14 protein-coding genes are annotated in these 13,121 nt (G+C 66.9%); 6 read left to right on the top strand and 8 right to left on the bottom strand.

Features of this window, described 5'->3' with window-relative positions:
• The 3 genes from GJV64_RS05300 to GJV64_RS05290 form a co-directional block, all read right to left on the bottom strand.
• The coding region (locus GJV64_RS05300; protein ID WP_164156235.1) for a cation:proton antiporter domain-containing protein at positions 1–1,746 on the bottom strand (1,746 nt) is incomplete at its 3' end.
• Positions 1,747–1,804: 58 nt separating this feature from the next.
• Positions 1,805–3,028 carry an NADP-dependent isocitrate dehydrogenase gene (locus GJV64_RS05295; RefSeq protein WP_164156234.1) on the bottom strand — a complete coding sequence of 408 codons (1,224 nt, stop codon included), beginning with the start codon at positions 3,026–3,028 and terminating at the stop codon, positions 1,805–1,807.
• Positions 3,029–3,082: 54 nt separating this feature from the next.
• Complete coding sequence (locus tag GJV64_RS05290; RefSeq protein WP_164156233.1) at positions 3,083–3,661, bottom strand: LOG family protein; 579 nt, start codon at positions 3,659–3,661, stop codon at positions 3,083–3,085.
• Positions 3,662–3,907: 246 nt separating this feature from the next.
• Between GJV64_RS05290 and GJV64_RS05285 the strand changes: the two genes are divergently transcribed.
• The 4 genes from GJV64_RS05285 to GJV64_RS05270 all read left to right on the top strand — a co-directional run bounded on the left by GJV64_RS05285 (position 3,908) and on the right by GJV64_RS05270 (position 7,882).
• Positions 3,908–4,642 (top strand): phosphatidylserine decarboxylase, encoded by a 735-nt coding sequence (locus tag GJV64_RS05285; protein WP_164156237.1) that lies wholly within the window; start codon positions 3,908–3,910, stop codon positions 4,640–4,642.
• Between the two features lie 43 nt (positions 4,643–4,685).
• Complete coding sequence (locus GJV64_RS05280; RefSeq protein ID WP_164156232.1) at positions 4,686–5,492, top strand: CDP-alcohol phosphatidyltransferase family protein; 807 nt, start codon at positions 4,686–4,688, stop codon at positions 5,490–5,492.
• A gap of 266 nt (positions 5,493–5,758) precedes the next feature.
• The gene (locus GJV64_RS05275; RefSeq protein ID WP_164156231.1) at positions 5,759–7,381 is read left to right on the top strand and encodes a long-chain fatty acid--CoA ligase; all 1,623 of its coding nucleotides are present in this window, start codon (positions 5,759–5,761) and stop codon (positions 7,379–7,381) included.
• Between the two features lie 114 nt (positions 7,382–7,495).
• Positions 7,496–7,882, top strand: a complete 387-nt coding sequence (locus GJV64_RS05270) for a VOC family protein (protein ID WP_205599534.1) — start codon at positions 7,496–7,498, stop codon at positions 7,880–7,882.
• A 9-nt stretch (positions 7,883–7,891) separates the two neighbouring features.
• On the opposite strand, the gene GJV64_RS05265 is transcribed toward GJV64_RS05270, so the two are convergent.
• The 4 genes from GJV64_RS05265 to moaB all read right to left on the bottom strand — a co-directional run bounded on the left by GJV64_RS05265 (position 7,892) and on the right by moaB (position 11,177).
• Positions 7,892–8,956, bottom strand: a complete 1,065-nt coding sequence (locus tag GJV64_RS05265) for a class I SAM-dependent methyltransferase (protein ID WP_164156230.1) — start codon at positions 8,954–8,956, stop codon at positions 7,892–7,894.
• Between the two features lie 110 nt (positions 8,957–9,066).
• Positions 9,067–10,140 (bottom strand): PA0069 family radical SAM protein, encoded by a 1,074-nt coding sequence (locus GJV64_RS05260; RefSeq protein WP_164156229.1) that lies wholly within the window; start codon positions 10,138–10,140, stop codon positions 9,067–9,069.
• Positions 10,141–10,191: 51 nt separating this feature from the next.
• Positions 10,192–10,644, bottom strand: coding sequence for a hypothetical protein (locus tag GJV64_RS05255; RefSeq protein ID WP_164156228.1), 453 nt, complete (start codon positions 10,642–10,644; stop codon positions 10,192–10,194).
• A 5-nt stretch (positions 10,645–10,649) separates the two neighbouring features.
• Positions 10,650–11,177 carry a molybdenum cofactor biosynthesis protein B gene (moaB, locus tag GJV64_RS05250; protein WP_164156227.1) on the bottom strand — a complete coding sequence of 176 codons (528 nt, stop codon included), beginning with the start codon at positions 11,175–11,177 and terminating at the stop codon, positions 10,650–10,652.
• Between the two features lie 71 nt (positions 11,178–11,248).
• Between moaB and GJV64_RS05245 the strand changes: the two genes are divergently transcribed.
• Entirely contained in the window at positions 11,249–11,617 is a 369-nt protein-coding gene (locus GJV64_RS05245) for a VOC family protein (protein ID WP_164156226.1), read from the top strand.
• Between the two features lie 60 nt (positions 11,618–11,677).
• Positions 11,678–12,073, top strand: coding sequence for a GFA family protein (locus GJV64_RS05240; RefSeq protein ID WP_164156225.1), 396 nt, complete (start codon positions 11,678–11,680; stop codon positions 12,071–12,073).
• A 6-nt stretch (positions 12,074–12,079) separates the two neighbouring features.
• Here the strand turns inward: GJV64_RS05240 and GJV64_RS05235 are convergent.
• The coding region (locus GJV64_RS05235; RefSeq protein WP_164156224.1) for a lytic transglycosylase domain-containing protein at positions 12,080–13,121 on the bottom strand (1,042 nt) is incomplete at its 5' end.

Genomic DNA, 13,121 nt, shown 5'->3' with positions numbered 1-13,121 from the left:
CCGGCCGCGCAGCGCGCGCAGCGGCGGACGGCGCGGGGCGCCGCCGCTGCCGCGGATGGCGGTGCGCAGCTCGTCACGCTTTTCATGGATGGAGGCGATCACCGGGCCCATCGGCACGCCCAGATCAACCAGCACCGCCTCGGCCAGCTGCAGGCTCGATTCTACGGTTTCGGGCACGGCATCGGTGACGCCCAGTGCATAGAGCCGGCCAGCATGTTCGGCGTCGCGGGCACGCACCACCAGGGTGAGATCGGGGTGGGACTGGCGGATGCGGCGGATCATCAGGTCGAGCATCCGCATGTCGTCTATGGTCAGCACCACGGCACGGGCATTGTCCAGCTTCAGCCGGTCAACCAGCTCGGGCCGCCGCGCATCGCCATAGATCACTGGCTTGCCGGCGCGCTTCAGGCGCTGCACCTCGTCGGGGTCACTGTCGACCGCCAGCCACGGCTGGCCATGCATGTCGAGCATCTGGCCAACAAGGCGCCCCACCCGGCCGAAGCCGATGATGATGGTCTGCCGCTGGCCGGCATCCTCTTCGGGCGTTGCCTCGCGCTCTTCGCTGGCTTCGGCCTCCAGGCGGGCGCCGGCCATGCCCAGCAAGGGCGCCAGCGCCAGCGACAGTGAAGCAATCGCCAACGCATATTCGGCCACCGTGCCGCCAATCAGCCGCGCGCCCACCGCCGCCCCCAGCACGACCAGGCTGGTTTCCGACGGGCTGGCGAGCAGCAACGCCACATGCCCGGCGACGCCGCGCCGGTTGCGGCGCAGGCGCAGCAGGCCATAGACGGCGCCGGCCTTGATGAGGATCACGGCGGCGGTGCCGCCCAGCAGCGGCCAGGGGTTGGCGGCGATGGCGGCGAGATCGAGGCCGCTGCCGATCCAGATCAGGAACACGCCCAGCAACAGGCCTTCGAAGGGCTGGATAGCCGCCTCGATCTGGCGGCGATAATCGCTGCCGGACAGCATCAGCCCGGCAGTGAGCGCCCCCACTGCCGGTGACAGGCCGGCCAGCGACGCGGTGGCCGCCGATCCGATCAGCACCACCATGGCGGCGGCCAGGAACAGTTCAGAGCGGCGGGTGCGCGCCGCCTGCAGGAACAGCGGCGGCACCACCACGCGGGCGAACAGGCCGATGCCGATCAGCGCCCCGATGCCGATGACCAGGCTGCCGATGAAGCTGCCGCCCCCATCTGGTTTCGCTCCCGCTCCGATCAGCAGCAGCATCGGCGCGATCGCGAGGTCCTGGAACAGCAGCACGCCCACCGCCTTGCGCCCGGCCTGGCTGTTGACGCGCCCGCTGCTCGACAGCAGCTGCAGGCCAACCGCGGTGGACGACAGCGCCAGCGCCGCGGCCAGCGCCACCACCGCCACCGGTGGCAGGCCGGCAACGGCCAGGGCCAGCCCGATCAGGCCGGCGCAGAGCAGCAATTGCTGGCTGCCCAGCCCCAGTATGAGCCCGCGCATGGTGCGGATGCGATCGAGGCTGAGCTCCAGCCCCAGCGCGAACAGCAGCAGCGACACCCCGAGTTCGGCTGGTGCCCCCAGCCCGGCGGGGTTGGACAGCGCCAGCCAGTCTAGCCCCGGCACCTGGCCCAACCCGTGCGGGCCGGCGGCGATGCCGATCAGGATGAACCCCACCACCGGCGAGATGCGCAGCGCGGCAAAGGCCGGGATCACCAGCCCCGCGGCGCCGAGCACCAGCACCATGTCCTTGAAGGCGGAGGATTCCAGGTTCAGCGCCATGGCTCACACCATGGCGGCTGCCGGGCCCCGTGTCACGCGGTCGGCAATCGGGGCGGCCTCACAGCCCCCTGCTGATCGCGGCGTCGAGATTGGCGCGGATGGCCTCGAAGAATTTCTCGGTGGTCATCCAGGCCTGGTCCGGCCCGATCAGCAGCGCCAGGTCCTTGGTCATGGCGCCGCTTTCGACCGTTTCCACGCATACGCGTTCCAGCGTTTCGGCAAACCTGGTAACGGCCGGCGTGCCATCCAGCTTGCCGCGATGCTTCAGCCCGCCTGTCCACGCGAAGATGCTGGCAATCGGGTTGGTGCTGGTCGCCTTGCCTTCCTGGTGCATGCGGTAATGGCGGGTCACGGTGCCGTGCGCGGCTTCGGCCTCCACTGTCTTGCCGTCGGGCGTCATCAGGATGCTGGTCATCAGGCCAAGGCTGCCATAGCCCTGGGCCACCATGTCGGACTGCACGTCGCCGTCGTAGTTCTTGCAGGCCCAGATGAACTTGCCCGACCATTTCAGCGCCGAAGCCACCAGGTCGTCGATCAGGCGATGCTCATAGACGATGCCCGCCTTGCGGAACTGCGCCTTGAACTCCTCGACATAGATTTCCTCGAAGAGGTCCTTGAAGCGGCCGTCATAGGCCTTGAGGATGGTGTTCTTGGTGGAGAGATATACCGGCCAGCCGCGATCGAGGCCATAGTTGAGACAGGCGCGCGCGAAATCGCGGATCGAATCATCCAGATTGTACATGCCCATGGCAACGCCGGCGGAGGGGAAGTCGAACACCTCCTCCTCGATCACGCCGGAGCCATCCTGTGCTTCCCAGCGCATGGTCAGCTTGCCGGGGCCGGGCACCCGGAAATCGGTGGCGCGATACTGGTCGCCAAAGGCATGGCGGCCGATGACGATGGGATCGGTCCAGCCCGGCACCAGCCGCGGCACCGACTTGATGACGATCGGCTCGCGGAACACCACGCCGCCAAGGATGTTGCGGATGGTGCCGTTGGGCGATTTCCACATCCGCTTCAGCCCGAATTCCTTCACGCGGGCCTCGTCGGGGGTGATGGTGGCGCACTTCACGCCCACACCATATTGGCGGATCGCGTTTGCGCTCTCCACCGTCACCTTGTCGTTGGTATCGTCGCGGTTCTCGATGCCGAGGTCGTAATACTTCAGATCGATATCGAGATAGGGCAGGATGAGCTGCTCGCGGATCCACTGCCAGATGATCCGGGTCATCTCGTCCCCGTCCAGCTCGACAACGGGGTTCTCGACCTTGATCTTCGGCATTTCACCTGTCCCCAATTTTCACCGGCGCCTGCCCGGGCCGTCTCGAAGCCGTTTCTAGGGGCCGGCGGCGCCCATGGTCAACGCCTGCCCCCCTGTGGGACGCAGTTTCTCGGCCAGTTCTGTCAGATTGGCGAGCGGCTGCACCAGCCGTTCAAGCCCCGGCGGGCCGAAACCGGCCGCGCCGATATGGGCGATGAGCGCGGTGAGAGGCTGCCAGTAGTCGTTGTCCCCCAGCAGCCAGATCGGCTTGTCGTGGATGCCCAGTTCACGCCAGGTCAGGCTTTCGAACAGTTCGTCCAGCGTGCCGATGCTGCCGGGCAGGGCGACGATGGCATCGGACAGGCGATGCATCAGCGCCTTTCGTTCGTGCAGCGTTTCCACCACGTGCAGCGCGTCGAGCCCATCCTGCGCGATCTCGCTGGTCATCAGCAGGCGCGGGATTACCCCGACGACGCGTCCGCCAGCCGCCTTGCAGGCCCGCGCCGCAATCCCCATCAGCCCGACACGCCCGCCGCCATAGACGAGCGTGACCCCTCGCGCCGCGCACAGCAGGCCCAGCGCCTCGGCCAGGGCGGCATGGGCGGCATCATGCCCGGTGCGCGAGCCGCAGAAGAGCAGGAGGGAGGCAGGCATCGCTGCTCGCAATGGCGCAAAGGCCGCCGGCAGGCAATGCAGCTTGCAGGCGGGCGGCGGCATCCGGTGCAGGACGAATTGCCAATCGGGCACCAAGCTGCGTAAAGCAGCGCCATGAACGACCCCATCGATCCACCGGAGCCGCCAGCCCCGCCGCCCGCCGCAACACCTGCCGCGCCGGCCCCGGAGCAGTCGCCCGAACAAGCGCCCGAACAGCCACCTGAGCTGGCGTTGCCGCCGCCGCCGATGGGCGACCGTCTGCCTCTGGTGCCGGGCGAATCGGCCAAGTATCGCCTGCCCGACATGCACCCCGAAGGCCGCAAGTTCCTCGGAATCGCGCTGCTTGCCGTGCTGGTCAGCGGGCTGTGGCTGCAATGGACTGCGCTCAGTTTCCTGCTGCTTGGGCTGTCGATCTGGGTGGCGGCCTTCTTCCGCGATCCGGTGCGGGTAACGCCCTTGGGCGAGGGGCTGATCGTCTCGCCCGCCGATGGCCTGATCAGCCTGATCACCACGGTCGACGTGCCGCGCCAGTTGCTGGGTGAAGGCGGGCTGGAGCCGGGGCAGATGACCCGGGTGTCGGTGTTCATGAACGTGTTCGACGTGCATGTGAACCGCGCGCCGATTGCCGGGCGGCTGACCCGCATCGTCTATGTGCCGGGCAAGTTCCTCAATGCCGATCTCGACAAGGCAAGCGAGGAGAATGAGCGGCAGTATTTCGTGATGGAAGATGCCGGCGGCGTGCGTGTGGGGTTCACCCAGATTGCCGGGCTGGTGGCGCGGCGCATCATGAAGTGGGTGGATGTGGGGCAGGCCTTGAAGGTGGGCGAACGCTTCGGCCTCATCCGCTTCGGCAGCCGGGTCGATGTGTTCCTGCCGGCCGGCTATGTGCCGGCGGTGGCGGTTGGCCAACGGGCCATTGCCGGTGAAACCGTGCTGGCAGTGCGGGGCAGGGCGCCGTTCGACGCGGCGCAAGCCCAGTGATTGGCCCAATGACGGGCGCCGGCCGGGCCAATAGCGGCAGCTGATGGCCGATCCCGCTCCCCGGCGCGGCATTCCGCTGCGCGCTCTCATTCCCAATGCGGTGACCGTGCTGGCGCTGTGCTTCGGGCTGACCGGCGTGCGCTTTGCCATCGGCGGCGAATGGGAAAAGGCGGTTGGCGCAATCCTGCTGGCCGGTGTGCTGGACGGCATCGATGGCCGCATCGCCCGCTTGCTGAAGGGCACCAGCCGCTTTGGCGCCGAACTGGATTCGCTCTCTGATGTCACTGCGTTCGGGGTGGCGCCGGCGCTTGTGCTCTATCTGTGGGCCCTGCAACATCTGCCGGGCCGGCTGGGCTGGGTGCTGGCGCTGTCGCACGCGATTGCCTGTGCGCTGCGTCTGGCGCGCTTCAATGCCCAGATTGACGCAGCCGACCAGCCACACAAGAAGGCCGGATTCCTCACCGGCATCCCGGCGCCGGTTGGGGCCGGGCTCACCCTGGCGCCGCTCTATGTGCATTTCTGGTTGGCGCCGCTGGAAGACACTGCGCTCAGGGCCAGTGTGGTGGCGGTCACCGCGCCGCTGGTGGCATTCCTGATGGTGTCCAGCCTGCCCAGCTACAGCTGGGGCTCGCTCCGGCTGCGCCCCTCGTGGCGGCTGCCGGCGCTGGCTGGCATCGGGCTCTTTGCTGGCGCGCTGTTCACCAACCCGTGGGCCACGCTGTCGCTGCTCACCATTGCCTATACCGCCAGCCTGCCACTGGCGGTGCGCGCCTATGCCCGGGTGAAGGCGCGTGTCGCAGCCGCCCGCCTGGGCAGCGGCGCCGGAGACGGCATCCAGCCGCGCGCCTGACGCGGATCGCCGGTCAGTGCGTCGCCCAGCCGGTCGCGCGCCGCATCCAACATGCGGATCACATGGGCCCAGGCCGCCAGGCAGGCCAGCAGCATCACCAATATTGCCGTCATCACGCTCTCCAACGATCCGAGTATCTGTTCCGTTTCTGTTCTCTGCATATGTTCTAAATATGTTCCCCTCGTCAAGCCCTCTTTCGCGCACTGGGGCAGGGCGTTATGAACCGTCATGGCCGCGGGCGGCGGTGTGATTGGGGAGGATGTGCGATGTACGGAACCATGCAGGATTGGCCGCTGCTGGTCTGGAAGCTGATCGACCACGCCGCCACCTATCACCCCACCCGTGAGATCGTGTCGCTGAGCTGCGAAGGCCCCAAGCACCGCACCAACTGGGCCACCGTGCGCGGCCGCGCCCGGCAGGTCGCTGGTGCGCTGCGGCGGCTCGGCATGCAGCCGGGGGACCGCATTGCCACGCTGGCCTGGAACACCTGGCGCCATGTCGAGAGCTGGTACGGGATTTCGGGCATGGGCGGGGTGGCTCACACCATCAACCCGCGCCTGTTCGAGGAACAGATCGTCTACATCGCCAATCATGCCGAGGACCGGGTGCTGTTCCTGGATCTCACCTTCGTTAAGCTGGTCGAGAAATTGGCGCCGCAGTTCAAGACGATCGAGCATTATGTCCTGCTAACCGACCGGGCGCACATGCCGGCCGAAACCTCGCTGAATCTGCTCTGTTACGAGGATCTGCTGACGGGTGAGAACCCCGACGAGCCGTGGACCGAACTGCCCGAAACCGCGCCCGCCGGCCTGTGCTACACCAGTGGCACCACCGGCAATCCCAAGGGCGTGCAGTACAGCCACCGTTCGAACGTGCTGCACGCCATGGCCGCCAGTGCCACCGACACGTTCGGCATGAGCGCCCGCACCACGGTGCTGCCGATCGCGCCCATGTATCACGCCAATGCCTGGTCCATCCCCTATACGGCGGCGATGGCCGGGGCGAAGCTGGTGATGAACGGCCCCAACTTCGATCCGCCGACACTGCACCGGCTCATCGTGGACGAGGGGGTCGACCTGGCGCTGGCCGTGCCCACCATCTGGCTGGGCATGATGCAGCATCTGGAGAAAACCGGCGAAACCCTTGGAAAGCTCAACCGCACCGCCATCGGCGGCTCGGCGGTGCCGCGCGCCATGATCGAGCGTTATGATCAGCTGGGCGTCAAGGTGCTGCAGCTGTGGGGGATGACGGAAATGTCCCCTCTTGGCACCGTGGGTGCTGGAATTCCCGAAACAGATACAATGTCCTACGAGGAACAGCTCAACGTCCGCGTGAAGCAGGGCCGCGGCGTGTTCGGTGTGGAGATGAAGATCGTCGATGATGACGGCAAGGAACTGCCGCGTGATGGCAAGGCCTTTGGCCGCCTGCTGGTGCGGGGTCCGTGGATTGTCGGCAGCTATTTCAAGGGTGATGGTGCCTCGGCGTTCGAGGATGGCTGGTTCGACACCGGCGACGTCGCGACGCTCGACCCGCTGGGCTACATGCAGATCGTCGACCGCGCCAAGGACGTGATCAAGTCGGGCGGCGAATGGGTGTCGTCCATCGATCTGGAGAATGTCGCGGTCGGCGCACCCGGTGTGGCCGAGGCCTGCGTGATCGGCGTCCACCACCCCAAGTGGGACGAGCGCCCGCTGCTGCTGGTGGTGCCCAAGGACGGCGCGACCGTCACCAAGGAGAGCGTGCTGGCCTATCTCGACGGCAAGATCGCCAAGTGGTGGACACCGGATGATGTGCTTGTCGTCCCCAGCCTGCCGCACACGGCAACGGGCAAGCTGCTGAAGGTGGCGCTGCGGGAGCAGTACAAGGATTACAGGTTGCCGACGGCGTGAGGGTGGCCAACCTGGGCTTTGCGGTGGGCAACAAGTGATTGGCGGTTTGGGGGGTTAACTTGGGCCTCCGGCAGTACGACCTTGTGGCAAGAGATGGAATGCAGGATTGCCGCAATGACCCTCCCCCTCGATCACCTCGTCATCATGGCCCGCGACGCCGCAGCCAGCCGGGCCTTCTATGGCGATCTCCTGCCACTGCTTGGCTTCGTGAAGCGGCGCGATGATATCTGGGTCAACGATGCCGGCCTGCATCTCCAGGTGCTGGTGGCCGAGCCGGGCACGCGCGATTATGAGCGGCGCGGGCCCGGGTTGAATCACCTTGGGTTCGGAGCGCCAGACGCCGCGTTTGTGGAGGATGTTCGCGCGGCCATGCTGGCCAGGGGCCACGACATCCAGCCAATCCAGCACCTGGGCGGCGCCCATGCGCTGTTCATGCCCGATCCGGATGGCCTGCGCGTGGAGGTGACCTGGTATCCGCCCGGCAAGAGCGTGGTGGATTGATCCTGCCACTCAGGGCCGGGCTTCCAGCACCATGTTGAACGGGCCTTCGGTGGCGCGATGGACATGGCCGAACCCTGCGCCCTTCAGCACCTCGGTCAATCTCGCTTCACCGGCCTGCGCACCCAGCGCCTCGCCCACTTCCTGCGCCATCGAGGTCGGCACGCAGATCATCGTCGAGGCATTGTAATAGAGCCGGCTGACCGGGTTGCCCACGGCATCACCGGGGTTGTCGCCGGCGATGGGCTCCACCAGCATCCAGCGGCCATCAGGCTTCAGCATGCCCTTGATGTGCGCCGCACAGCCGCGCGGATCACCCATGTCGTGCAGGCAATCGAACATGGTGACGAGATCGAAATCACGATCCGCGATGTCCTTGGCGGCCATGGTGACGAAGCGCACCCGATCGGCAATGCCATGGGCGGCTGCGTGGGCGTTGGCCTGTTCGATGGAGGGGCCATGGAAATCATAGCCTATGAACTGGCTGTTCGGGAACGCCTGCGCCATCAGCAGGGTGGAAAAGCCCACCCCGCAGCCGATATCGGCAACACGCACGCCGCGTTCCAGTGCCGGCACCATGCCATCCAGCGCCGGCAGCCAGGCCTGGACGATGGCGTTGACATAGCCCGGGCGGAAGAAGGCACCGACCGCGCAGAACAGGCAGCCAGCACTGTCGCCCCAGGCGACTCCGCCGCCATTGCGGAAGGCGGCCTCCACCTTAGGCTCGCCCTCGATCATCGCAGCGGCCAGATCGAAGGCGCCGGCCAGATAGACCGGGCTGTCCTCGTTCACGAACACCATCGCCTGCTCCGGCGTCAGGAAGAAGGCACCGGTGCCGGGATCGAGGCTGACATAGCCATTGCAGGCCTGCGCCATCGCCCATTCGCGCACGTAGCGCTCGGCGAGGCCGGTGCGCTGGGCCAGTGCAGCGGCCGAGAGTGGGCCTGCGTCGGCGAGCGCCTTGAACAGGCCAAGCCGGAAGCCGATCCGTACGGTCGGCACACTGAAGGCACCACCCAGATCGCCCAGCATCTTGCCGACGAGCGCATTCAGATTGTTCATGTCTAGGTCGGCCATGGCCGTCACTCCCCCCCGAAGTGCCGGGACAGGAAAATACCGATGCCGGAACGCTGATGGTCTGCCCCGGCACCGGCTCCGTCAAGTGTAATTTGAAATCCGGGCTTGGGTCAGAACAGGCTGAGCTGGTCGCCAGGCGCGCGGAACAGGCTGCAATCAAGCGCCGGATTGGAGCGCGTCAGCCCATGCGCAGCACAGGCCTTGTGAAAGCGCTGGCGCATCAGCGCGGCATAGGGACCGGTGGGCTGGAAGCGCGCGAAGAAGCGCGGATCATTGTCCTTTCCGCCGCGCATGGTGGTGATGTGGTGCATCACCCGGTCAGCGCGATCGGGGAAGTGGCTGGCCAGCCAGTCGCGGAACAGGGGCGCCACCTCGTGGGGCAGCCGCACGGGAATCGAGTAGGCGCCGTCCGCGCCAGCGTCGGCGGCAGCGGCAACAATGGCCTCGATCTCGTGATCGTTGATCGCCGGGATCATGGGGGAGAGGGAGACGAACACCGGCACGCCGGCCGCCGACAGGCTGCGGATGGCAGCGAGGCGGCGGGACGGCGTCGAGGCGCGCGGTTCCATCGTGCGGGCCAGGCGCGCATCGAGCGTCGTCACGCTGATCATCACAGCGGCGAGATTTCGGTGTGCCATGGCCGACAGGATGTCGAGATCGCGGCACACCCGGTCGGACTTGGTGGTGATGGTGACCGGGTGATGGCAATCGTTCAGCACTTCAAGGATTTGTCGGGTGATCTTCCAGTCGCGCTCGATCGGTTGATAGGGGTCGGTGTTGGTGCCCAGCGCGATGGGCTGGCACTGATAGCTGCGCTTGCCCAGTTCTGCCCTCAACAACGCCGGCGCGTCGGGCTTGGCAAACAGCCGGCTCTCGAAATCAAGGCCGGGTGACAGGTCGTGAAAGGCATGGGTGGGCCGGGCAAAACAGTAGACACAGCCATGCTCGCAGCCCCTGTAGGCATTGATCGAGCGGTCGAACGGCACATCGGGGGACTGGTTGCGGGTGATGATGCTGCGCGGCCGCTCGATGGTCACCGTGGTGCGCAAGGGGGGTGCGGCCCCGTCCACCGTATCGGCTGCGTCCAGCCAGTCGCCGTCAGCAGCCCGTTCCGGCAGCGCGAAGCGGCTTGGTGTGGCGTTCAGCGTCGCGCCGCGGCCATGCGGAGCAGGGGGATTGACCATGCCGGCAGCTTAGCCGGAAAAGAGGAACAGAAAAAGAACAAATGCGTCTGGTCAGGCCGCAACATGTCCCGGCGCTTTTGCCTCGCGGGCCAGCACCTCGCGCCGCAGGGCCTCGGCATCGGCCAGCGCATTGTGCGGCACGAGACTCATGCTGGCGGTGTCGAAACCGGGCAGGCTCAACAGGTCAAAGCGCACGTTGGGCACCTGGCGCCGACCCTGGAAGGCGAGCAGGGCAGCCGCGTGGGCAATGTCTTCCGGCCAGTCCGCCACCAGGCAAGGGGCGGGATCGGGCAGCAGATAGGCGGTCAGCGCCGCCACCACGTCGGCGCGCGAGCGCGGGCTGCCGCCCAGCCGCGGCATCACATGTTCGGCCACCCATTTCAGAGGGCGATGGCAGGGCAGCACGGCGTAGAAGCTGCCGCGGTCTTCCTGTTCCGGCACCAGTGCGATGGAGATCAGCGGGCCGTCGAACCCATTGAATTCGCAATCGAGGAAATAGCGCATCGCCGCTACCGCTCGGTGAGCCGCGGGATGAGATCGGCAAAATTGCAAGGCCGGTGCCGGCTGTCGAGCTGGCTGGCCAGGATGCCGTCCCACCCATCCTTCACGGCGCCGGTGGAGCCGGGCAGGCAGAAGATATAGGTGCCGCGCGCCACCCCCGCACAGGCGCGCGACTGGATGGTGGAGGTGCCGATCGACTGGAAGCTGAGCCAGCGGAACAGTTCGCCAAAGCCGGGGATGGGTTTTTCGATCACCTGATCCAGCGCTTCGGGTGTCACGTCGCGCCCGGTCACCCCGGTGCCACCGGTGGTGATGATCACGTCCACGGCGGCATCGTCGATCCAGGTGTTCAACTGGGCGACCAGCACTGGCACCTCGTCCTTCAGGATCGTGCGGGCGGCAAGACGGTGCCCGGCCGCCTCCAGCCGCGCCACCAGCGTGTCGCCGGACCGGTCGCTGGCCGCATCGCGCGTGTCGCTCACCGTGGCGACGGCGATGTTGAGCGGCAGGAAGGGCAGCGACTCATCAATCGGCATGGAACAAGCTAAACTCCGCGTGACGCTGATGTCATGGTGGTTGAACGGCGGAGGCAGGCATGGCGCGACTGATGGCGCTGATCGGTGTGGCGGACCGGGAGCGCGCCCGCGCCTTCTATCGCGATGTGCTGGGACCGGTGTTCGGTATCGGCTCGCCGGCCATCGACAATTTCGGAGACCAGTTCCCGTGCGGCGGTGGCTTCATCCGCCTGACCGCGCTGCCGGATGCGGCGCCCGGCCCGCACCCGGTGCTGGGCTTTCAGGTGGACGATGCGGCCGCCAGCGTGGCGGCACTCGGCGCGCGCGGGGTGGCCATGCTGATCTACGAGGGCATGGGACAGGCCCCATCTGGCCTGTGGACGTCCCCCGATGGGGCAGCACAGGTGGCCTGGTTCCGCGACAGCGAGGGCAATTTGCTGAGCCTGACCCAGCAGCGCTGAGCCGGGATTGCAGCGACTAGACGTTCCGTATATGTTCTTATCGGAACCGAGGAGGCGAGCATGACGGAAGCCGGTGGCTGCCATTGCGGCGCAGTGCGTTACGAAGTGACGGGCGAACCCAAACATGTGGCGCTCTGCCATTGTGCGGATTGCCGGAAAAGCAGCGGTGCGCCGATGGTGGCATGGGCGGCCTTTGCCGAGGCGCAGTTTCGGGTCACTGCCGGCGAGCCAGTCGCCTTCAATTCATCGGGCGAGAGCTGGCGTTATTTCTGCGCGCGCTGCGGTACCGGCCTCTTCTATCGCAATGCGCAGTTCCTGCCCGGCATCGTCGATATCCAGTCGGCGGCGCTGGACAATCCAGAGGCGTTTCCGGCTGGTGGCCATATACAGGTGGCCGAACGTATCAGCTGGATGGCGACTGCGCACCAGCTGCCGACGTTTGATCGCTTTCCCTGACCCGGCCTATTTGCCGCCCGACATGGCCCGATCATCATCAGGCCAGAGTTCCGGCGCGAAGCTGCCCGGGTCGGGCCGGGGCCGCACCGCCATCGGTTCGCGTTTCACCATGGTGGGCCCGCCAATGCCGGGCAGTCGCGGCCACAGGCCCTGCGCCACCGCCTCCATGGAGGCCGGCGCCACGCCCTCGCGCAGTTCGTACATCCACAGGTTCCGCATCACGGTGCGCACATAGATGCGGGTTTCGCGAAAGGGGATGGATTCGATGAACAGTAGCGGGTCGCCCTGGTCATCGAGCGCGGTGTTCCATTTCTGCACACTGCCCGGCCCGGCGTTGTAGGCGGCGATCACCTTGGGCAGTAGCCCTTGCGTGATCCCCATGTTCCCCAGCATTTCCAGATAGGTCTGGCCCAACTCGAAGTTGAAGGCGGGATCGGTGATGTCGCCTACCACAGACGCCGCGTCCGGCGTCTCGCGCTGGATGCGGCGGTGCACCAGGTCGCGTGTGTCGGGCATCAGCTGCATCAGCCCGCGTGCGCCGGTCCGGCTGGTGGCGGTGGTGATGAAGGCCGACTCCTGCAGGGCATGGGCAAAGATCAGCGGGCGCGGCACCCGCCAGCCTCGGAACGGCACCCAGTCCGGCGCCGGGAATCTGGCAGACAATGGCGCTTCCAGCCCCACCGGACCCCGGATGGCGAGGTTGTACTGCGTCGCCGGCAGGTCGAGCCGGGCGGCCAGCCGCAGGATCGCGGGATAGGCATCGGCCGGGGCGGTCGCGGCGAGGTGCCTGAGTTCCCGGTCGGCCATCCCCAGGTGGCCGATCTCCACCAGCGCCGCCGCCCGCCGTGCACCCGGCATGTCCTTCAGATAGTTCCAGTCGGCCGTGATGAAATCGGGTTCCCGCCAGTCGAGCCCCTGATCCCGCCCCAGCATGCGGCGGGCGAGCAGGCCATAGAAGGTCCGTTCCGAGGTGGCGGCCTGCTCCAGCCGCTGGGCCCGCGCGGCCGCATCGCCCGCCAGGCCCCAGCTGCGCGCGGCCCAGAAGGCG

It is taken from the genome of Sandarakinorhabdus rubra (assembly GCF_010994245.1).
Taxonomy (GTDB): domain Bacteria; phylum Pseudomonadota; class Alphaproteobacteria; order Sphingomonadales; family Sphingomonadaceae; genus Sandarakinorhabdus; species Sandarakinorhabdus rubra.
This window is presented reverse-complemented; position numbering and strand designations above follow the sequence as displayed.